At 70.6% G+C, this 20,673-nt stretch carries 18 protein-coding genes; 10 read left to right on the top strand and 8 right to left on the bottom strand.

What is annotated here, in order from left to right:
* Nucleotides 1–289 precede the first annotated feature (289 nt).
* The gene (locus tag ACTMTF_RS23725) at nucleotides 290–499 is read right to left on the bottom strand and encodes a ubiquitin-like protein Pup (RefSeq protein WP_189140514.1); all 210 of its coding nucleotides are present in this window, start codon (nucleotides 497–499) and stop codon (nucleotides 290–292) included.
* A 150-nt stretch (nucleotides 500–649) separates the two neighbouring features.
* Between ACTMTF_RS23725 and ACTMTF_RS23720 the strand changes: the two genes are divergently transcribed.
* Nucleotides 650–1,063, top strand: a complete 414-nt coding sequence (locus ACTMTF_RS23720; RefSeq protein WP_441112647.1) for a hypothetical protein — start codon at nucleotides 650–652, stop codon at nucleotides 1,061–1,063.
* Between the two features lie 508 nt (nucleotides 1,064–1,571).
* On the opposite strand, the gene dop is transcribed toward ACTMTF_RS23720, so the two are convergent.
* Nucleotides 1,572–3,086 carry a depupylase/deamidase Dop gene (dop, locus tag ACTMTF_RS23715; protein WP_397013144.1) on the bottom strand — a complete coding sequence of 505 codons (1,515 nt, stop codon included), beginning with the start codon at nucleotides 3,084–3,086 and terminating at the stop codon, nucleotides 1,572–1,574.
* Nucleotides 3,087–3,171: 85 nt separating this feature from the next.
* On the bottom strand, nucleotides 3,172–4,251 hold the full coding sequence (locus tag ACTMTF_RS23710) for an acyltransferase family protein (protein WP_441112646.1): 1,080 nt from the start codon (nucleotides 4,249–4,251) through the stop codon (nucleotides 3,172–3,174).
* A 184-nt stretch (nucleotides 4,252–4,435) separates the two neighbouring features.
* Between ACTMTF_RS23710 and ACTMTF_RS23705 the strand changes: the two genes are divergently transcribed.
* The 5 genes from ACTMTF_RS23705 to ACTMTF_RS23685 are packed head-to-tail and all read left to right on the top strand — an operon-like array spanning nucleotide 4,436 to nucleotide 9,405.
* Entirely contained in the window at nucleotides 4,436–5,317 is an 882-nt protein-coding gene (locus tag ACTMTF_RS23705) for an ABC transporter substrate-binding protein (RefSeq protein WP_441112645.1), read from the top strand.
* Nucleotides 5,314–6,156 (top strand): amino acid ABC transporter permease, encoded by an 843-nt coding sequence (locus ACTMTF_RS23700; protein ID WP_441112644.1) that lies wholly within the window; start codon nucleotides 5,314–5,316, stop codon nucleotides 6,154–6,156. The genes ACTMTF_RS23705 and ACTMTF_RS23700 overlap by 4 nt, the downstream gene beginning before the upstream one ends.
* Nucleotides 6,153–6,914 carry an amino acid ABC transporter ATP-binding protein gene (locus tag ACTMTF_RS23695; RefSeq protein ID WP_441112643.1) on the top strand — a complete coding sequence of 254 codons (762 nt, stop codon included), beginning with the start codon at nucleotides 6,153–6,155 and terminating at the stop codon, nucleotides 6,912–6,914. The genes ACTMTF_RS23700 and ACTMTF_RS23695 overlap by 4 nt, the downstream gene beginning before the upstream one ends.
* A complete protein-coding gene (locus ACTMTF_RS23690) occupies nucleotides 6,911–8,515 on the top strand; it encodes an N-acyl-D-amino-acid deacylase family protein (RefSeq protein ID WP_441112642.1) in 1,605 nt (534 codons plus the stop codon). Before ACTMTF_RS23695 ends, ACTMTF_RS23690 begins: the two co-directional genes overlap by 4 nt.
* The gene (locus ACTMTF_RS23685; RefSeq protein ID WP_441112641.1) at nucleotides 8,512–9,405 is read left to right on the top strand and encodes a serine hydrolase; all 894 of its coding nucleotides are present in this window, start codon (nucleotides 8,512–8,514) and stop codon (nucleotides 9,403–9,405) included. The genes ACTMTF_RS23690 and ACTMTF_RS23685 overlap by 4 nt, the downstream gene beginning before the upstream one ends.
* Nucleotides 9,406–9,496: 91 nt before the next feature.
* On the opposite strand, the gene ACTMTF_RS23680 is transcribed toward ACTMTF_RS23685, so the two are convergent.
* From ACTMTF_RS23680 to ACTMTF_RS23670, 3 genes are all read right to left on the bottom strand, one after another.
* The gene (locus ACTMTF_RS23680; protein WP_397013158.1) at nucleotides 9,497–10,420 is read right to left on the bottom strand and encodes a LysR family transcriptional regulator; all 924 of its coding nucleotides are present in this window, start codon (nucleotides 10,418–10,420) and stop codon (nucleotides 9,497–9,499) included.
* 74 nt (nucleotides 10,421–10,494) lie between these two features.
* Complete coding sequence (gene arc / locus ACTMTF_RS23675) at nucleotides 10,495–12,258, bottom strand: proteasome ATPase (RefSeq protein WP_441112640.1); 1,764 nt, start codon at nucleotides 12,256–12,258, stop codon at nucleotides 10,495–10,497.
* Between the two features lie 204 nt (nucleotides 12,259–12,462).
* Nucleotides 12,463–13,314 (bottom strand): tRNA (adenine-N1)-methyltransferase, encoded by an 852-nt coding sequence (locus ACTMTF_RS23670; RefSeq protein WP_397013162.1) that lies wholly within the window; start codon nucleotides 13,312–13,314, stop codon nucleotides 12,463–12,465.
* 55 nt (nucleotides 13,315–13,369) lie between these two features.
* On the opposite strand from ACTMTF_RS23670, the gene ACTMTF_RS23665 reads away from it, so the two are divergent.
* A complete protein-coding gene (locus ACTMTF_RS23665; protein WP_441112639.1) occupies nucleotides 13,370–14,467 on the top strand; it encodes a GNAT family N-acetyltransferase in 1,098 nt (365 codons plus the stop codon).
* 388 nt (nucleotides 14,468–14,855) lie between these two features.
* Here ACTMTF_RS23665 and ACTMTF_RS23660 read toward each other — a convergent pair whose 3' ends face one another.
* Nucleotides 14,856–16,283 (bottom strand): FHA domain-containing protein, encoded by a 1,428-nt coding sequence (locus ACTMTF_RS23660; RefSeq protein ID WP_441112638.1) that lies wholly within the window; start codon nucleotides 16,281–16,283, stop codon nucleotides 14,856–14,858.
* Nucleotides 16,284–16,622: 339 nt separating this feature from the next.
* Entirely contained in the window at nucleotides 16,623–17,759 is a 1,137-nt protein-coding gene (locus ACTMTF_RS23655) for a site-2 protease family protein (protein ID WP_441112637.1), read from the bottom strand.
* Between the two features lie 114 nt (nucleotides 17,760–17,873).
* Between ACTMTF_RS23655 and ACTMTF_RS23650 the strand changes: the two genes are divergently transcribed.
* The 3 genes from ACTMTF_RS23650 to ACTMTF_RS23640 are packed head-to-tail and all read left to right on the top strand — an operon-like array spanning nucleotide 17,874 to nucleotide 20,649.
* Complete coding sequence (locus ACTMTF_RS23650; protein ID WP_441112636.1) at nucleotides 17,874–18,734, top strand: RecB family exonuclease; 861 nt, start codon at nucleotides 17,874–17,876, stop codon at nucleotides 18,732–18,734.
* Between the two features lie 59 nt (nucleotides 18,735–18,793).
* Entirely contained in the window at nucleotides 18,794–19,969 is a 1,176-nt protein-coding gene (locus tag ACTMTF_RS23645; RefSeq protein ID WP_441112635.1) for a sensor histidine kinase, read from the top strand.
* Entirely contained in the window at nucleotides 19,966–20,649 is a 684-nt protein-coding gene (locus tag ACTMTF_RS23640) for a response regulator (RefSeq protein ID WP_397013171.1), read from the top strand. Before ACTMTF_RS23645 ends, ACTMTF_RS23640 begins: the two co-directional genes overlap by 4 nt.
* Nucleotides 20,650–20,673 lie beyond the last annotated feature (24 nt).

Genomic DNA, 20,673 nt, shown 5'->3' with positions numbered 1-20,673 from the left:
TTCCCGAACTCCGTGACCGCCTTCACTTCCGTGCAGCGAGGACAGCGCTTGTACCCCTCGGGCACATCGACACCCTCACGGACGGTCTTCCCCTGCGAGGCCCGCCGCTTCCTATAACTCTCAGTGGACCGCCTCCGAAAGCACAGCTTGCAATACCGCGCAAGCCCATCGGCCATGCGCGCATTGCGCCCAAACTCGGAGACGCGCTTCTCCACCCCACAATCCGGGCAAACCTTCAAAGCCTCCGGCGCCTCCACCGTCCCCCCCTTCTGAAGTTGTCCGTTCTACCCTACTGACCGCCCTTCTGTACGTAGCTGCGCACAAATTCCTCTGCGTTCTCTTCGAGAACTTCGTCGATTTCGTCCAGAATCGAGTCCACGTCGTCAGTGAGCTTCTCCTGACGCTCCTGCACCTCCGGCGCCGCCGACGCCTCGGTCTCTTCGACCTCGGACTCACGCCGACCGGTCTGCTTCTGTCCGCCGGTGTCCTTGCTGGCCATGTCCTACCTCCACGGTGGGGGACTACCTCTCTAGCCCATATCTTCCCCGAACGGGGCGACATTTCGCGCCGATCGTCCCGCGATCTTGCCGACTTGACTAGATAGTCCCGCTATCCAATACTGGAACCCCGCCCCACTAGGAGGTTCACCATGTCACCGCTGTCCCCCGCATCCCTGAGCACGGCCGGTGTGCTCCTCATCACGGTCCCGACGATCGCCTTCGGCGGCGTCTCGCTGCTGTCGTTCCTCATGCGCGACGTCCCCGGCTACCTGGACAACCCGGTCCGGCGCGGCCTGTGGCGGGCCGGGCACGCGCACGCCGGCGTGCTGGTCCTGTTCAGCCTGGTGGCGCTGCTGTACGTGGACCAGGCCGACCTGTCCGGCGGCTGGAAGAGCCTGGTGCGGACGTCGATCGTGGCCGCCCCGATCCTGATGCCCCTGGGCTTCTTCCTGTCGGTGGCCCGCCCGAGCGACACCAAGCCCGGCAAGCTGATCTACCTGACGATGGCAGGCGGGGTGTGCCTGGCGGCGGGCACACTGACGCTCGGCATCGGCCTCATCTGACGCCGCCTTTACGATGTAGATCAATGTCGCTGGCAACAGCTCGAAGCGCCAGGTGACAGTACAGCCGGACCACCTACGGCTACCGGCGCTTCCTGGTCCTGGCGTACGTCAGACCGGGTGTGCTCTCGCTCGCACCGATCGCAGCGGCGCCGTCCTGGCGACGGCCGCTATGAGCGCCTCATGCGGGCCGCCGCCCGGCGAGGGCGCCGAGCGGCCCGGAACCACGGTCCCGGCCGGAGGCGCCGGCGCCAGACCGCGCTCCGCTGACGCAGGGTCCGTACGCCCGCGACGGGATGTACGACGGCGTCGAGGCCACGCCTGGCGGTTCGGCAGGCGGCCGCGGTCCCGGCTCGGCCGATGCCGGTCGGCGGCGGGATACTCGATCGGTGGCGTGGGACGGAAGCCAGCCGCTGTATCGGTCGGGGTCCCGACGGGACGGAAGCTAGCCGATCGGTGGGTGGCCGATGGACGTGGCCGATGGGACGGAAGTCGGCCGGTGGGACGGGGGCTAGTCGCCTCCGGTGAGGGCGGCGACGAGGTCGGCGGCCGTGCGGCAGCGGTCGAAGAGTTCGCCCACGTGTGCCTTGGTGCCGCGCAGTGGCTCCAAGGTGGGGACGCGCTGCAGCGACTCCCTGCCGGGGATGTCGAAGATGACGGAGTCCCAGGAGGCTGCGGCGACGGATTCGCTGTACTGGCGCAGGCAGCGGCCGCGGAAGTAGGCGCGGGTGTCGGTGGGCGGGTTCTCGACGGCCCTGTCGACCTCGTCCTCGGTGATGAGGCGGCGCATGCGGCCGCGGGCGACGAGCCGGTTGTACAGGCCGCGGTCGGGGCGGATGTCGGAGTACTGCAGGTCGACGAGGCCGAGGCGGGGGTGGGACCAGTCGAGGCCGTCGCGGCTGCGGTAGCCCTCGAGGAGTTCGAGTTTGGCGACCCAGTCGAGCTCGCCGGCCAGTTGCATGGGATCTTCGGCGAGGCGGGTGAGGACGGACTCCCAGCGGTCGAGGATGTCCTTGTTCATCTCGTCCTGGGCGGTGCCGCGCTCTTCGACGTACTTGCGGGCCTGTTCGAGGTATTCCATCTGCAGCTGGATGGCGGTGAGCTTGCGGCCGTCGCGCATCGGGATCTCGTAGCGGCAGGTGGGGTCGTGGGAGACGGCGCGCAGGGATTGGACGGGGTTGTCGACGGCGAGGTCGCGGGTGAGGAAGCCGTCTTCGATCATGGCGAGGACGAGCGCGGTCGACCCTAGCTTCAAATATGTCGAAATTTCCGACATGTTGGCGTCACCGATGATCACGTGGAGGCGCCGGTACTTCTCCGGGTCGGCGTGCGGCTCGTCCCGGGTGTTGATGATCGGCCGCTTCAGCGTGGTCTCGAGCCCCACCTCGACCTCGAAGAAGTCGGCCCGCTGGCTGATCTGGAAGCCCTCGCCGCGCGAGTCCTGCCCGATGCCGACCTTGCCCGCTCCGACGACCACCTGCCGGGAGACGAAGAACGGGGTGAGGTGGCGCACGATGTCGGCGAAGGGCGTGGCCCGGCGCATGAGGTAGTTCTCGTGACAGCCGTAACTGGCGCCCTTGGCGTCGGTGTTGTTCTTGTAGAGCTGGATCGGCGCGTTGGCGGGGATGGCGCTGGCCCGCTGGGCCGCGTCGTACATGACCCGCTCGCCCGCCTTGTCCCAGATCACGGCGGCCCGCGGGTTGGTGCACTCGGGCGTGGAGTATTCGGGGTGGGCGTGGTCGACGTAGAGCCTGGCGCCGTTGGTGAGGATGACGTTGGCCAGGCCGAGGTCCTCGTCGGTGAGCTGGGTCGGGTCGGCTACCTCTCTGGCCAGGTCGAAGCCCCTGGCGTCACGCAGGGGGTTCTCCTCCTCGAAGTCCCAGCGCGCCCTGCGTGCCCGGGCGGCCGAGGCCGCCAAGTAGGCGTTGACCACCTGTGAGGAGGTCACCATCGCGTTGGCGCCTGGCTGACCTGGTACGGAGATGCCGTACTCGGTCTCGATGCCCATCACCCGACGCACCGTCATGCGCACCCTCTGTTCGTCCGGATCTGTCTATCCGCCGTTTATATGCCCGAGCCTATGCCCTTCACAGTGCCCCAGGGTCACAGAGTTATGGCACCGACGCCTTTTCATCCCGTACGACCGGCGTTGATGTGATTTGAGGTGTTCTGCGGGGCTTGAGTAGCCGCTGGATGGGGCGTTCGGCAAAGAAGTAGACGGCATACGACAGCAGGACCGCCACGAGCGTGGTGACCGTGGCCACCACCCAGGGCGGCAGATCGCCGACGAGCAGGGGGATGAGCGCGACCGCGATCGTGGAGTGGAACAGGTAAAGCGGGTAGGTCGTGGCGCCGAGCGCGGTGAGCCAGCCGCGCGGCCGCACGCGTAACAACCCGAGGGCGACCAGGGCCATCACGGTGAAGATGACCGTGATGGTGATGATCACGCTCAGGTCGGTAACGGGCATGTTCCTGAACCCGGCGAGCTCGATGCGCCCGTGCACGCGTTCGAGCGCCGAGTGCAGGGACATGGCCCAGCCGGCGACGACGTAGACCCACGGAAGCCAGGCGCTGCCGTGCTTGTGGATGAGGTAGAGGGCCATGCCGGCGACGAAGTACGGCGCGTAGCGGGGCATGACGATCTCGTTGAGCAGCGGGTCGCCGAGCAGTTCGGCGCCGAGCGCGGCGGCCAGCCAGACGCCCCCGAAGACCAGGACGCGGCCGTAGGTGACGCCCACCAGCACCAGGATCGCGATGAGCAGGTAGAAGCGCAGCTCGGCCCAGAGCGACCAGTAGACGCCGGCGGCGTCGGTGACGTTGAACAACCGCTGGAGCATGCTGGCGTTCACCAGGTAGTCGGCTGGTGAAAGTTTTGGATTGAGCGCCGTGGCGCCGGTCAACCCGTAGAGGGCGGCGACGGCGATCAGGCTGAGCCAGTAGGCCGGGTAGAGCCGGACGAGCCGGGAGCGGGCGAACGCGCCGAGCCCGCGCCCCCAGGCGCTCATGAGGATGACGAAGCCGCTGATGATGAAGAACAGCTCGACGCCGAGGATGCCGAGCCCGGCGATGGGGGCGACGGCGGGGAAGAGCTCGGCGGGCCGGTCTCCCCAGACGGAGGCGTACGCGATCAGGTAGTGGAAGGCCAGCACGGCCAGGGCGGCGGCGAACCGCAGAAGGTCGAGCTCGGCCAACCGGCCGTCTCCGTGAGCGTGCTTCGGCCGGTTGGGATGGTGCACGGCCACTTAGACGTCCCATAGATCACTTCGGTTCCCTTGATTCACAACTGTCACAGCGAGCATCGATATTTTCGTCGCTGAGAGCCGTAAGGCATCACGATCGTTGGGCTCCCGGACATTCGCTCGTCACCATGTCGCCATGCGAAATCACCTGGTCATCGCGTTGGTGGCGGTCTCCCTGCTTGGGGCGGGCTGCGGCAGGTCCACTTCTGGTACGGCGGCGCCGTCCGCTCCTCCCCCGAACGGCACGAGCACAGGCGGCACGAGCACGGAGCTGGTCCCCGAGGCGATCCGCGCGTCCGGGGTGCTGCGGGTGGCGACGGCGGAGGGGTATCCGCCGATGGAGATGTACAAGCCGGGCACGCAGGAGCTGACGGGCGTGGACATCGACCTGGCGAAGGCGATCGGGAAGCGGCTGGGGCTGACGACCCAGGTGACGAACGCCGCGTTCGACGGGCTCATCCCCGGCCTGCAGGCCGGGCGGTGGGATCTGGCCGTGTCGTCGATGAGCGACACCGAGCAGCGCCGCAACGCGGTGGACTTCGTCGACTACTTCCAGGCGGGCGGCTCGATCCTGGTCAAGAAGGGCAACCCGGAGGGCATCAAGGGCCTGGACGACCTGTGCGGCAGGAAGGTCGTGCTGGCCAAGGGCAGTTCCAACCTGGACATCGGGCTGCGGCAGAACGACAAGTGCGACAAGAAGATGGAGATCCTGCAGAGCGAGGACGCTCCGACGGGCCTGCTGACGATGGACTCGGGCCGGACCGTGGCGACGATCGTCGACTCCCCCGTCGGCCACATGTACGCCAAGGAAACCGGCAAGTACGAGGTGCTGGCGGAGCAGTACGACGCGGGCCCCTGGGGCATCGCGATCGACAAGAAGAACACCGGCCTGCGTGACGCCGTGGCCAAGGCGCTGCAGGAGCTGATGGACGACGGCGAGTACCAGAAGATCCTCGACGGCTACGGCGTCGGCGCGAACGCGGTGCCCAAGGTCACGATCAACACGGGCGTGTCGTGACGGCTCCCGAGCTGCCGATCGACGCGGTGCGTCCGGGCCGTCCCGGCAGGCTGGCCGTGGCCGGCCTGGCGGGGCTGGTCCTGGTCTGGCTCGCGTACACGATCATCGTCAACGAGAACCTGCACTGGGACGTGATCGCCGCGTTCCTGTTCGACGGCCGGATCCTGAACGGGTTGTGGATCACGATCGCGCTGACGATGCTGTCAATGGTGGTCGGGGTGGCGCTGGGCGTGGCGGCGGCGGTGATGCAGCTGTCGGACAGTCCGGTGCTGCGCGGCGCGGCGGGCCTGTACACGTGGTTCTTCCGTGGCACGCCGCTGCTGGTGCAGCTGATCTTCTGGTTCAACATCGGGCTGGTGTTCCCGGTGATCGGGATCGGGGTGCCGTTCGGCGGGCCGATGCTGGTGGAGTGGCAGGCGAACGCGCTGATCACGCCGTTCGTGGCGGCGGCGCTGGGCTTGACGATCAACGAGGGCGCCTACATGGCGGAGATCGTCCGGGCGGGCATCCGCTCGGTGGATCCGGGCCAGCGGGAGGCGGCGGAGGCGCTGGGCATGTCGCACCGGCAGATCCTGCGCCGGGTGGTGCTGCCCCAGGCGATGCGGGTGATCATTCCGCCGACCGGCAACCAGTTCATCTCGATGCTGAAGACGACGTCGATGGTGTCGGTGATCGCAGGCGCCGAGTTGCTGACGGTGGCGCAGCGGATCTATCTGGGGAACTTCGAGGTGATCGCGCTGCTGGTGGTGGCGTCGATCTGGTACGTGGTGCTGACGAGCGTGGCGAGCGTGGGCCAGCACTTCCTGGAGAAGCGGTTCAGCCGTGGGGAGGCCGGATGAGCGGCATGGTGCGGGTCCGTTCGGTGCGCAAGCGGTTCGGCGCGCTGGAGGTGCTGAAGGGGGTGAGCCTGGACGTGCCGGAGGGCGGTGTGGTGTGCGTGGTGGGCCCGTCGGGTTCGGGCAAGTCGACGTTGCTGCGGTGCGTGAACCGGCTGGAGAGCATCGATTCGGGGCGGATCTGGGTGGACGGGGAGCTGATGGGCTTCCGTGAGGTGGGCGGCCGGTTGCATCTGCTGAGCCCGGCGGAGCTGTGCCGCCAGCGGCGGAAGATCGGCATGGTGTTCCAGCGCTTCCACCTGTTCCCGCACATGACGGCGCTGGAGAACGTGATGGAGGGGCCCTGCACGGTGCAGGGCGTCTCGCGGGCGGTGGCGTCCCGCCAGGCCGGTGCGCTGCTGGACCGGGTGGGGCTGGCGGATCGCGCGCACCACTACCCGGCGCAGCTCTCGGGCGGGCAGCAGCAGCGGGTGGCGATCGCCCGGAGTCTGGCGATGGAGCCGAAGGTCATGTTGTTCGACGAGCCGACGAGCGCGCTCGATCCCGAGTTGGTGCAGGAGGTGCTGGGGGTGATGCGGGATCTGGCGACGAGCGGGATCACGATGGTCGTGGTCACGCACGAGATGGGGTTCGCCAGGGAGGCGGGTGATCATCTGGTGTTCATGGACGACGGGATGATCGTGGAGGAGGGGCCGCCGCGCGAGGTGCTGGCCCATCCCGCTCACGAGCGCACCCGCGCCTTTCTTGGGCAGGTGCTTTGAACGCCGAGGTGCTGATCCGCGGCGGGCTGCTGGCCGACGGCACGGGCGCCCCGCTGCGCCCCGCCGACGTGGCCGTGTCGGGCGGGCGCGTGGTCGTCCTGCCCGCGAGCCCGGACGACGGTACTGGCGGTACGGGCGGGTCCGGGGCGGCGCGTGAGGTGGTGGACGCGACCGGGTCGGTGGTGGCGCCGGGGTTCATCGACGTGCACACCCATTCCGACGCCGTCACCCTGCTGGGTGAGCGGGCGTGGGAGCTGGCGGTGGCGCCGGTGCGGATGGGCGTGACGACGGAGATCTGCGGCAACTGCGGCTCGGGCCTGTTCCCCGGGTTGCCGGAGCGGCTGGCGGAGATGAGGGGATCGAGCCGGGTCACCTTCGGCGGCCAGGTCCCGATATTTCGTGACTTCGAGGGGTTCGCGGAGGCGCATCGGGCCGCCCCCCGCTCCAATCATCTGAGCTCCCTCGTCGGCCACGGCACGCTGCGGGCGGGCGTGGTCGGCTACGCGGACCGGCCGGCCTCGCCGCGGGAGCTGGACCTGATGTGCGGCCTGCTCGGCGACGCGCTCGAAGCGGGCGCCACCGGCCTGTCCACGGGCCTGATCTACACGCCAGGCACCTACGGCGGCACCGACGAGGTCGTGGCCCTGGCGGCGGTGGCGGCCCGGTACGGCAGGCCGTACGTGACGCATCTGCGTGACGAGATGGCGCGCGTGGAGGAGGCGCTGGAGGAGGCGGTGCTGATCGCCCGCAGGAGCGGCGCGGCGCTGCACGTCTCCCACCACAAGACGGCGGGGCGGCACGCGTGGGGCAGGACCGAGCGGACCCTGGCCAGGATCGCCGGCCTGCGCGCCGACGGCATGGACATCACCTGCGACGTCTACCCCTACACCGAGGCCAGCACGTCGCTGGCGGCGATGCTGCCGCCGTGGGCCAACGACGGCGGCACGCGCGCGCTGCTGGACCGGCTCAAGGACGCCGGGCAGCGGGAGCTGATGCGGCACGCGATCGCCGACGGCGTGCCCGGCTGGGAGAACACCGTGGGCAACGGCGGCTGGGACCGCATCTCGGTGGCGTGCGCGCCCCGCAACCCGGCGTTGGAGGGCCGTACCATCGCCGAGCTGGCCGGCGATCCGGTGGACGCGGCGGCGGAGCTGCTGCTGTCGGAGGACGGCGAGGTGACGATCATCAGCCATTCGATGCGGGAGGACGACGTGCGGCGGGTGCTGGCGAGCTCGTTCTCGATGATCGGCTCGGACGGGGTGCCCAAACCGGGCCACCCGCATCCGCGGCTGGCGGGCACGTTCCCGCGCGTTCTGGGCCGGTACGTGCGCGAGCAGGGGTTGATCTCGCTGGAGGCGGCCGTGCACAAGATGACCGGGATGGCGGCGGCCAGGTTCGGCCTGCGCGAGAGGGGGGTGTTGCGGGACGGGGCGCACGCGGACCTGGTGGTCTTCGATCCGGCGACGGTCGCGGACGGCGCCACGTACACGGACCCCCTGCTGCCGCCGTCGGGCCTGAGCCTGGTGATGGTGGCCGGCGAGGTGGCCGTGCGTGACAACGCGGTCACCTCCGCCCGGCCGGGAAGGATCGTCACGCCATGACGGCTCTGGCGCGGATAGCCGCCGCCTCCCCCGGCACCCTGGCCGTCGCGGTGCGGCCCATCGCGGTGCGGCCCATCGGGGAGCCGCCCATCGGGGAGCCGCCCGTCGAGGTGCCTAATGTCGGGGAGCCGCCCCTCGCTCTGGGCGACGTCGCGGCCCCTGCCCGTCCGCCCGCCGGTCTGAGCCTCAACGAGGATGTGGAGCTGCCGCTGGCGAGCGTGGGCAAGCTGCTGTTGCTGGCGGAGGTGGCGATGAGCGTGGACGGCGGCATCCTGGACCTTGAGGAGCCGGTGGTGCTGCACGAGGACGACTACTGCGGCGGGTCCGGCCTGCTGCCGAGCCTGGCGGCGCGAACCTGGACCGCCGGCGACCTGGCGCTGCTCACGGCGGCGGTGAGCGACAACACGGCGACGAACGCGCTGCTGCGCCGGATCGGGCTCGACCGGGTGAACGCCGCCGCGGCGGCGCTCGGGCTGACCCGGACCCGGCTGCTGGACCGGATCAGGGAGCCGCGCGGGCCCGGACACCCGCCGACGTTCGCGCTGGGCACCGCCGGGGAGTTGGCGGGCCTGGCGGCGCTGGTGGCGGGCGAGGAGGGCTGGCAGGTGCTGATGCGCGGCTGGATGCTGGCCAACACCGACCACGGCCTGGTGCCGGCGCTGCTCGGGCATGACCCGGAGGGCGGCCGGGTGGCCAACAAGACGGGGACCGACGACGGCATCCGGGCCGATGTGGGCCTCATGGGCTCGCTGGCGTACGCGGTGCTCGCCTGCGGCCCGCCGGGCTCCGACGCGGGCCTGGTGCGGGCGGTCCGCGGGGCGGGCGTGCTCATCGCCACCCAGGCGGGAACGCTGACGCACACCGGCCCTGCGCGACCGGGCCACGAATGACCCCGCTCCGAGTGACCCGCCCTTAGCGACCCCGCCCTAAGCCACCCCGTTCTGAGTGACCCGCCTTGCATGACGCGACGCTGGGACCGCGTCAGCGCAGCATGGGGTCGAGGGAGTTGCGGAGCTGGGCGGAGGCGGTGCGGAGGTAGGCGACGAAGGAGCGGGCCGCCGGGTTGGGGTTGGTGGGCCGCCGCGCGACGCCGATGCGGCGGAACAGCTGCGCGGTCTGGAGGCGGCGCAGCTGGACGCCGGTGACGCCCTGCAGGCCAAGGCTGGGCACCAGGGCCACGCCGAGCCCGGCCCTGACCAGCCCGACCGTCACCTCGTAGTGGTCGCTGCGGCAGCGGATCCGCGGGGTGAAGCCTTCGAGCGCGCCGGCCCGCTCCAGGATGGAGACGGGATGCTCAGCCCCGAAGGTGGTGATCCACGGCTCGTCGGCCAGGTCGGCGAGGCGGACCCGGGGCCGCTGCCCGGCCTGGTGGCCGTTGGGGACGACCAGGAGCTGCGGCTCCTCGAACAGCGGGAGTACCTCCACTCCTTCCGGCGGGGTCCACGGGTCGAGCGCGTGCTCGAACACGACGAGGATGTCCAGGGCACCGCGTTCGAGGTCGGGCAGCAGCTCGAACGGCTGCCCCTCGACGAGGTCGAGCGCGACGCGCGGGTAGCGGGCGGCGAACCTGGACAGGGCGAGCGGCAGCAGCCGGTATCCGGCGGAGGCGAAGAACCCGATCCGCAGTCCTCCGGCGTCGACCCGGGCCTGGGCGCCCAGGTCCTGCTCGGCGGCCTCGATGATGTCGACGACCTCCTGCGCCCGGTGCGCGAGGCGCAGCCCGGCCTCGGTGAGCCGCAGGCTCTGCGCGTTACGTTCGACGAGGCCGACGCCGGCCTCGTCCTCGAGGCGGGCGAGCTGGTGGGAGACGGCGGAGGGAGAGAGTTTCAGCACCCGCGCCGCCGCGGCGATGCTGCCGGTGCGGAAGACCTCAAGGAGGACGCGGAGCCGGTTGCTGCTGAGCACGCCCCCACATTATGAGCCCGCGACCAGCGATGATGACGCCGGAAGGGGCTTTTCGGCCCCTTCCGGCGTCGGTGCTACAGATACTGGCCGGTGTTGGCGACGGTGTCGATCGAACGACCGGCTTCGGCGCCCTGCTTGCCGGAGACGAGCGTGCGGATGTAGACGATCCGCTCGCCCTTCTTGCCGGAGATGCGGGCCCAGTCGTCGGGGTTGGTGGTGTTGGGCAGGTCCTCGTTCTCGGAGAACTCGTCCACGCAGGCCGTGAGCAGGTGCTGCACCCGCAGGCCCTTCTGGCCGTTCTCCAGGAACTGCTTGATCGCCATCTTCTTGCCCCGGTCGACGATGTTCTGGATCATCGCGCCGGAGTTGAAGTCCTTGAAGTAGAGGACTTCCTTGTCGCCGTTGGCGTAGGTCACTTCGAGGAAGCGGTTCTCTTCGCTCTCGGTGTACATGCGCTCGACGACGCTCTGGATCATGCCGTGGATGGTGGCCTCACGGGAACCACCGTGCTCGGTCAGATCTTCCGGATGGAGAGGCAGCTCGGAGACGAGGTACTTGGAGAAGATGTCCTTGGCCGCCTCGGCGTCCGGCCGTTCGATCTTGATCTTGACGTCCAGGCGGCCGGGCCGCAGGATCGCCGGGTCGATCATGTCCTCGCGGTTGGAGGCGCCGATGACGATGACGTTCTCCAGGCCCTCGACACCGTCGATCTCCGACAGCAGCTGAGGGACGATGGTGTTCTCCACGTCGGAGGACACGCCCGAGCCGCGGGTGCGGAAGATCGAGTCCATCTCGTCGAAGAACACGATCACGGGGGTGCCCTCTGATGCCTTCTCGCGAGCACGCTGGAAGACCAGGCGGATGTGCCGCTCGGTCTCGCCGACGTACTTGTTGAGCAGCTCGGGACCCTTGATGTTGAGGAAGAAACTCTTGCCGGACTGGCCGGTCTTCTCCGCGACCTGCTTGGCCAGGGAGTTGGCGACGGCCTTGGCGATGAGCGTCTTGCCGCAGCCGGGCGGGCCGTAGAGCAGGACGCCCTTGGGCGGGCGCAGCTTGTGCTCGCGGAACAGGTCGGCGTGCAGGTAGGGGAGCTCGATGGCGTCCCTGATCTGCTCGATCTGCCGCATGAGGCCGCCGATCTCCTCGTAGGAGATGTCGGGGACCTCTTCGAGCACGAGCTCTTCGACTTCGGACTTGGGAATGCGCTCGTAGACGTAACCCGAGCGAGGCTCGAGCAGGAGTGAGTCGCCCGCCCTGATGGGCTGGCCGACCAGCGACTCGGCCAGTCGCACGACGCGCTCCTCGTCGGCGTGCGAGATGACCAGGGCGCGCTTGCCCTCGTCGAGCAACTCCTTGAGCATCACGATCTCGCCGACCTCTTCGTAGCCGAGAGCCTCGACCACGTTGAGCGCCTCGTTGAGCATGACCTCCTGGCCACGCCGCAGCGAGTCGACGTCGACGGCTGGGCTGACGTTCACCCGCAGCTTGCGGCCGCCGGTGAACACCTCGATCGTGCCGTCTTCTCTGGTCTCCAGGAAGGTGCCGAATCCGGATGGCGGCTGCGCCAGCCGGTCGACCTCCTCCTTGAGAGCGACGATCTGGTCCCGGGCCTCCTTGAGTGTGGACACCAGGCGTTCGTTCTGGCCGGTGACGGCCGCGAGGTTCGCCTGTGCCTCATGGAGACGTTCTTCCAGGACCCTGGCCTGACGGGGTGACTCGGCCAGCTTCCGCCTCAGCGCGGTGATCTCCTCCTGGAGGAAGGAGACCTGTGTTGAAAGATCAGCGACCTCCCGTTCGCGCTGCGCGGCTCGAGCCTCAGCATCATCGCGAGCTGCCACGCCCCGTCACCTCCTTCCCAGTCGAGGGCGACTACTAAGGACCTTACCTATCTCGGGCCCCTCCGTAACCTGGCCGGGCAGTGTTCGTAGAGTGACAATCAGTATTCGGTGAATAATCCCCAATAGGGCGTTTAATACTTCCAGCATATGAACACGGCGAAGTGTTCCCGTGTCACGCACCAACGCACCCTTGTGGCCAAATTGTCATAGTTCTTCGGTGGTTCCCTTCGGTCGTCGACGGCGCGGCGGCGGGGTGACGCCGTCGGCCATGCGGCGGGCGGTGACGAGGAACCCGGTGTGCCCGATCATCCGGTGATCGGGCCGAACGGCGAGCCCTTCGACATGCCAGTCGCGAACCAGGGTCTCCCACGCATGAGGCTCCGTGAAACTCCCGTGATCGCGAATCACCTCGACGGTTTTCGACAGCTGGGTCGTCGTGGCCACGTAACAGCAGATCACGCCGCCCGGTGTGAGGGCCTTGGCGACGGCGTCGACGCACTCCCAGGGAGCGAGCATGTCCAGGATCACCCGGTCGACGTCGGAGGTGTCCAGGGCGGACACCAGGTCGCCGACGACCAGGCGCCAGTTGTCGTCCATCGAGCCGCCGTAGAACTTCTCCACGTTCGTGCGGGCGATGTCGGCGAAGTCCTGGCGGCGCTCGTAGGAGGTGACGTGTCCCTCAGGACCGACGGCACGCAGCAGGAAGCACGTCAGCGCGCCGGAGCCGACGCCCGCCTCGACCACCCGGGCGCCGGGGAAGATGTCGGCCATGCCGACGATCTGCGCCGAGTCCTTCGGGTAGATCACGGCCGCGCCGCGCGGCATCGCCAGGGTGTAGTCCTGCAGCAGATGGCGGAAGGCGAGATAGGCCGTGCCGCCGGAGGAGCGGACCACGGAGCCTTCGGGCTGCCCGATCAGTTCGCTGTGCGGGATGGCGCCCTTGTGGGTGTGGAAGACGCCGTCGTCCTTGAGCGTGATCGTGTGGCGCTTGTTCTTGGGGTCGGTGAGCTGCACCTGATCCCCCGCCTGAAACGGCCCATGCCTGCGGAAACCCATGGCGGCAAGGTTATAGGGCTTTCGAGTACGTCTTGACGCGCGATATCTATGGGGGATGTTCCCGCGTGAAGTGATCGCCGTCGGCTCCCTGGTACTCCGTCCCCCGGTCGATGACGACGTGGAGGCCATCGTGGCCACCTGCGACGATCCCGTGACGGCCCGGTTCCTGCCGCTGATCCCGTCGCCGTACACCGCGCAGGACGCGCGTGAGTTCGTACGCCGCTCGCGGGCGAAGTGGGACGGCGGCGGGACGGAGTACTCGATCACCGAGGACGGCCGCTACATCGGCTCCATCGGCACGAGCGCGCCGTCCGCGTGGGGCTCGGTCGAGCTCGGCTATCTGGTGGCGCCGTGGGCGCGCGGCAAGGGCGTGGCCGGGGCGGTGGCGCGCGGGCTGGCCGAGTGGCTGCTGGACCGGGGCGTGGAACGGGTGGAGCTGATGGCCGAGGTGGCGAACCTGCCCAGCCTGCGGGTCGCGTACAAGGCCGGTTTCCGCGAGGAGGGGCGCAAGCGGGACGCCAAGGCGCTGCGCGACGGCCAGCGGGTGGACCACGTGATGTTCGCCAGGCTCGCCCGCGACGCGGGCGAGGCGGTGGAGCCCTATCTGCCGTTCTTCGAGGGCGGCGAGCTGAGCGACGGCGTGGTGCGGCTGACGCCGCTGGACGAACGGGACGCCGCGGACTTCCACCGGATGATGGCCGAGCCGAGCGTCGCCCAGTTCGGCATGGGCCCGCTCGGCACGCTGGAGGACGACGAGCGGCGCTGCCGGTGCACCGGCTACTTCTGGCTGTCGGGGCAGCGGGTCGAGCTGGCGGTCAGGGACGCGGCCACCGGCGAGTTCGCCGGCCACCTGCAGCTGACGCGGATCGTCCCGGCGTTCGGGGAGGCCATGGTGGGCTACTCCCTGGTGCCGCGTTTCCGCGGCCGCGGGTTCATGACGCGCGCGGTCGGGCTGCTGGGCGACTGGGCCTTCGCCCGCACCCGGTTGCACCGGCTGGTCGCCGGGACCGACGTGGCCAACGCCGCCTCGCAGGCGGTGCTGCGCCGGGCCGGGTTCGTCCAGGAGAGCGTGCGCAGGCAGGTGTTCCCGAAGCCGGACGGTTCCCGCTCGGACGAGATCGAGTGGTGCCTGCTGCGCCCCGGCACTCCCTGAGCGGCGCGACGCGCCTCCCGCTCCGAGCAGGCGCGCCTCCGGCTCCGAGCGGCGCGGCTCCGGCTCTGGCTCCGAGCGCGCGGCCCGCCTCCGGGAGGCCCCTGGAGGCCTCCAGGGGCTGGACGCCGTCGCCCGGCTCCCCCTCCGGCGTGCGGGCCCTCATCGGGCGCGCACGGCCCTTCTGGTACGTGCGCGGCCGTCCTCTGCGCGGCGTGTGCCGGCCACGCGACCCGACCGCAGCGCCCGGCGCCAGGGCTCCCTTCCTCGCCCAGGCGCCTCTGGAGGACGCTGACGCCGGAAACGACATCTCCTGCGCTGTGAACCGGCGGCGATGACGTACCGGCAGATCAAGGAAGGACTCCCGCGCCCCGGGCGGGGCGCGGGGTGGTCAGCCGCGGTGCGCCTCGAAGCGCAGGGTGCGGGAGACGCCCACGCGCACGGTGGTGCCGGGCGCGATGGTCACGGGCTCGTTGGGCGGGATGTCGTAGAAGTTCGGGTCGCCGGGCGGCTGGATCTGGGTGCCGTTGACGGAGCCGAGGTCGACCAGGTTGACGTCCCAGCCGTCCAGGGCCACCCGCAGGTGCCTGCGGGAGACCGACCCGTCGGGGCTGGTGACCTTGGCGGGCCGGGCGGTGCCGCCGGCCACCTCGGGGGCCCGCTCGGGGTCGCGGCCCAGGAGGTAGTCGCTGTCGAGCGGCAGCGCGGTGCCGTCGTCCAGGACGAGGACGCCGAGCGGCGGGCGCGGCCCCTTGTAGGGGACGAGCGTGCGCTGGACGAGGGCGATGCCGCACACCGCGCAGTAGGGGGCGCGCGGATCGTTGAAGTGGTCGTTCTTGCAGTCGACCCCGTAGACCAGCGGCCGGTCGCCGTGGTCCTGCTGCTCCTGTGACGGAGGCGGCGGGCCCTGCTCGAAGTGGTCCTGCGGGGGCGGCCCCATGAGCGGCGGCGGGCCCGGGTCCTGCGTCGGCGGGCCCAGGAGAGGCGACGGCCCGGGGTCGAAGTGGTCCTGCGGCGGCGGCCCCATGGGCTGGTCGTACGGCTCGGGGACCGTGCCGTTGCCGGCGGGGGCGGGCTCGTCGTAGGAGGGGAAGGAGACGGGCTCCGGCGGCGCGGGGGGCTGCTCCAGCACGGGCTGCGGCTGGAACTGCGGGCCGGAGACCGGCTGCTGCCGCAGGGGCGGCTGCTGGTCGGCTCCGGACATCGGGTAGGGGGGCGCCTGGACGGGCTGCGGCGACGGCCGGCTCGGCGGCTCGGCGCGCGGCGGCAGCAGGTCGGCCTCCATGTGGTAGGCCGTGTTGGGCATCTCCTCGGTGAGCGGCCGGGACGGGCCGGCGGAGGCCAGCTCGCCGAGCCGCGCGGCGACGCCGCCGCCGTGCACGACGCCGCCGCCGTCGAAGCGGACGGCGGGGTGCGCGCTGCCGGCGCCGGGCAGGCTCAGCTCCACGCTCTCGACGGGACCGCCGATGAGCCGGTCGGCCCAGGTGAGGGAGTCGCTGCCGGCCAGGCGGGTCTGGCCCGCCGGGGTGGTGATCGTAGCCGAGGCGGAGCCGCTCACCAGGACGGCCACGCCGTCGCCGACGGGGCCCGCCACGGCGCAGGTGGCCGGGTCGCGCGCCATGTTGGCGGCGAGCACCTGGGCGGCCCGCCGGGCCAGGGCCCTGCCGTCGCCGCCGGAGGCGGCCGTCTCGCGCAGCGCCTCGAGCAGGCCGGTGTCCGCGGTCTCGTCCGCGTCGCACACCAGCAGCAGCCCGCCCTCGTAGGCGACCAGCCCGTTGCCGGGAAGCGGACGCACCGCTTGGAAACCCTGGTCCGTCATGAGTCCTCCCTCATGACCGTGCTGCGCTCATCGGTGCCCTCGCTGCGCTCGGTCACTCAACTCTCCTCCCCGGAAGCCGGCGATGTGGCGGCACCCGCACCGCCGTGCCGGCCCAGCCATACGCATACCCAGACGACGGGGCGGTGTCGCGGTCGCCCCATCTCGATTCGGTGAACCGGCGGGCCACGGCAAACCCCCCACCTGTGCAAGCTTGGCCAAACAGCACACTATCGGCCAGAGGTCACATCTTCGAATCGCCGGGGGTGTGAACGGGCCGCAGCGTCCTGATCACTGGACATGACATTAGCCGGGGGCCGCCGCTAAGACGAGTAGGACAAATCAGACGCCGGTGAAGACGCGGTTGACGTCTGCGGTGGCCAGCACCCCGTAGATCTCGCCGCCCCGCTCCACGAGGAGGTACTCCCCCGCCGGGGCCTCGCGCATGGCGTCGATCAGCGGCTCCCCCACCAGGTCGGCGGCGAGCACCAGGGACGGCTCCAGGGACTTGGCCATGGAGCCCACGTTCACCCAGGGGCGGCGGTGCTCGGGGGTGGCCTGCACGGCCGACTCGTTGACGATGGCGAGCGGCCGGCCGTCGTGGTCGACCACGACCAGGGCCCCCGCCCCGCTCTCCGCGGCCTGCCGCAGCGCCTCGGCCAGCGGCGTCTCGGCCGTCACCGGGATCGCCCTGCGGGCCAGGTTACGCGCGTTGACCTGCGGAATCCTGGCGCGGACGCGGGCGACGCGGAGCGACTGGGTGGCGCCCATCCAGATGAAGGAGGCCAGCACGAGCGGCCAGATCAGGTCGCGGTAGTCGACCTCCCGCCCGGCCGACAGCGCCATGGCGAAGGGGGCCGCGATGAGCAGCACCGCGAGCACCCGGCCGCCCCAGGCCGCGGCGACGGTGCCGGTGCCGGGGTTGCTGGTGAGCTTCCACACGCCGGCGCGCAGCATCCGACCGCCGTCCAGCGGCAGGCCGGGCAGCAGGTTGAAGACGCCGACGATGAGGTTGGCGACCCAGAGCTGCCAGATCAGCACCTCCGGGATGCCGCCGCCGTTGATGAGGAAGACGTCGGCGAGCCAGCCCACACCGGCCAGGCCGAGCGACAGCAGCGGCCCTGCGGCGGCCACCAGGAACTCCTTGGCGGGCGTCGGCGGCTCCTTCTCGATCTCCGACACGCCGCCGAGGAGGTAGAGGGTGATCCGGCGGACCGGCAGCCCGTAGGCCTTGGCCAGGACGCTGTGCGCCAGCTCGTGCAGCAGCACCGAGAGGTACAGCAGCACCGCGAAGGCGAAGGCGACGGCGTAGGCGGCGGCGGAGGACAGCTCGGGCAGCATGGCGCGCACGGTGTCGCCGAAAAGCCAGGTGATGAAGGCCGCGACGATGAACCACGTCCATGACACGTAGACGGGAATGCCGAAAGGACTGCCCATCCGGATGCCGGAGAACTCCTGTCGGGGGCTCTGCTCGCTCACCGCGCTCCTTGCCGTTCACCAGTGCCTGTCGCTGCCTTGATGCTACGCGCCGGAGCGAGTGATCCCGGACTCACGAGCCCGGTTATGTCGGGCCGGTGACCTAGAGTGCCGTGCATGACGTTGACCGATCCGGTGATCATCGGAGCCCTCTCCCCGTCCCGGGCGGGCGACTTCATGACCTGTCCGTTGCTCTACCGGTTCCGGGTGATCGACCAGCTGCCGGAGAAACCCTCGCAGGCGGCGGTGCGCGGCACGGTGGTGCACGCGGTGCTGGAGCGGCTCTACGACCTGCCCGCGCCGCGCCGCTCGGTGGAGGCGGCGCTGGGGCTGCTGGAGCCGCAGTGGGAGCGGCTGCTGGCCGAGGACCCCTCCTACGCGGAGATGTTCGCCGACGACGCCGAGCGGGCCGAGTGGCTCTCCCAGGCGCGGGGGATGCTGGAGCGCTACTTCACGCTGGAGGACCCGACCCGGCTGGAGCCGGCCGAGCGGGAGCTCTACGTGCAGGCGGTGCTCGACGGCGGGCTGATGCTGCGCGGCTACGTCGACCGCCTGGACGTGGCGCCGACCGGTGAGGTGCGGGTGGTCGACTACAAGACGGGCAGCGCGCCGGGGCCGGACTTCGAGGCCAAGGCGCTGTTCCAGATGAAGTTCTACGCGCTGGTGCTGTGGCGGCTGCGCGGCGAGGTTCCCCGGCTGCTGCAGCTGGTCTATCTGGGCGGCCGCGGCGAGGTGCTGCGCTACGCCCCCGACGAGGCCGACCTGCTGGCGACCGAGCGCAAGGTGCGGGCGCTGTGGACGGCGATCGAGCGGGCGCTGGAGACGGGCGAGTGGCGGGCCAGGCCGAGCCGCCTGTGCGACTGGTGTGATCATCAGGCGCTCTGCCCGGAGTTCGGCGGCACTCCCCCGCCGGTGCCGGCGCGGCAGCCGGGTGACACGGTGCGCAGCAACCGGCGTTCGGCCACCGACGAGCTGTAGCCGCGTTCTCCTCCTTGGGGAGGAGGTTCCGGGCTCTCACCTGGGCCTACAGTGAAGCGGTGCGCGCAGACCGAACCACGTTCCACGACTCGGTCCTGGCGGTGCTGGTGGCCGCGGTCTCCGTGGTGCTGTTCCTGGCGCAGGACGCCGAGCGGCTGGAGCCGCCGGGCCTGTTCCCGGCGGAGGTCCGCGCCCCCGACGCGGTGGGCGTCCTGCTCGTACTGCTGATGTGCGTGCCGGTGGCCGTGCGCAGGCGCTGGCCGCTGGCCGGGCTGTGCGCGAGCCTGGTGCCCGAGACGCTGCTGTCCGCCCTCGGCTACGGCATCGGCCTGGCGGGGGTGGCCGGCGTGGTGCTGCTGTACTCGGTGGCGTCGCATCGCGGGCTGGCGGCGGCGCTGGGCGGGCTGCTGCTGTCGCTGGTCGTCTACGGCGTGGGCGTGTCGGCCGGTCCGCCCTCCACGGCCCGCTGGAGCGATCATGTGGCGGCGATCGTGGTGCTGGTGGCCGTCTGGGGCGGCGGGCGGAGCCTGCGGCTGCGCCGCGCGTACCTGGAGGAGTTGAGGGACCGCGCCACCCGCCTGGAGCGGGCGCACGCGGCCGACACCCGGGCGGCCAGGGCGGAGGAGCGTTCGAGGATCGCCCGCGAGCTGCACGACGTCGTCGCCCACCACGTGAGCGTGATGACGGTGCAGGCGGCGGCGGCGCGCAAGGTGCTGGCCGCCGATCCGGAGCTGGCCCGTGAGGCGCTGTCGGCGATCGAGTCGACGGGCCGCACCGCGATGGCGGAGATGCGCGACATCGTCGGCGTGCTGCGCGCGGACGCCCGTGCCGAGCTGACGCCGCAGCCGGGCATGCGGGACCTGCCCGCCCTGGTGGAGCAGATGCGGGAGGCCGGCCTGATCACCACGCTGTCGGTGGAGGGCGAGGCGGAGCCGGTCCCCGCCGGGGTGGACCTGGCCGCCTACCGCCTGGTCCAGGAGGGCCTGACCAACTCCCTGCGGCACGCGGGCACGGGCGCGCGGGCCGTGGTGACCGTGCGGCGCGGGCGGGACGAGCTTGAGGTGCGGGTGGAGGACGACGGGCTGGGGGCGGCCGTCTCACCGCGGCGGCCGGGCCATGGTCTGGTGGGGATTCGCGAGAGGGTCGCCCTCTATGGTGGAATCCTGACCATCGGCCCGAAAGCCGGAGGCGGTTTCAAGGTGCGGGCGACGTTCCCGTTGAAGGACGGACAATGACCATCAGAGTGCTGCTGGTCGACGACCAGCCGCTGCTGCGTACGGGGTTCCGCCTGATCCTGGAGGCCGAGCCCGACATCACGGTCGTGGGCCAGGCCGGCGACGGCAAGGTGGCGCAGGAGCAGACACGGGCGCTGCTGCCCGACGTGGTGCTCATGGACATCCGGATGCCGGGTGTCGACGGCATCGAGGCGACCCGCAGGATCGTGCGGGAGGCGGCGCCGAGCGCGCACGTGCCCAAGGTGCTGGTGCTGACGACCTTCGACCTGGACGAGTACATCGTGGAGGCGCTGCGGTCCGGCGCGTCCGGGTTCCTGCTGAAGGACGTGCCGCCGGACGAGCTGGTGCAGGCGATCAGGGTGGTGGCGGCGGGTGACGCGATCGTGTCGCCGAGTGTGACCCGGCGGCTGCTCGACCGGTTCGCCGCCAGGCTGCCGTCGGCCTACGAGCAGAGCACGCCCGCCCGGGTGGACCGGCTCACCGAGCGGGAGCTGGAGGTGCTGCGGCTGATCGCCAAGGGCATGTCCAACGCGGAGATCGCGGCCAAGCTGGTGGTGAGCGAGACCACGGTCAAGACGCACGTCGGCAACGTGCTGACCAAGCTGGGGTTGCGCGACCGGGTGCAGGCGGTGGTGCTGGCCTACGAGACCGGCCTGATCACCCCGGGCGCCCTGTCCTGAGCCGACGACGGCCAGGACAGGGCC

It is taken from the genome of Nonomuraea sp. ZG12, assembly GCF_052068115.1.
Lineage (GTDB): Bacteria > Actinomycetota > Actinomycetes > Streptosporangiales > Streptosporangiaceae > Nonomuraea.
Note: the sequence above shows the minus strand (reverse complement) of the source record. Positions and strands in the feature narration are given on the sequence as shown.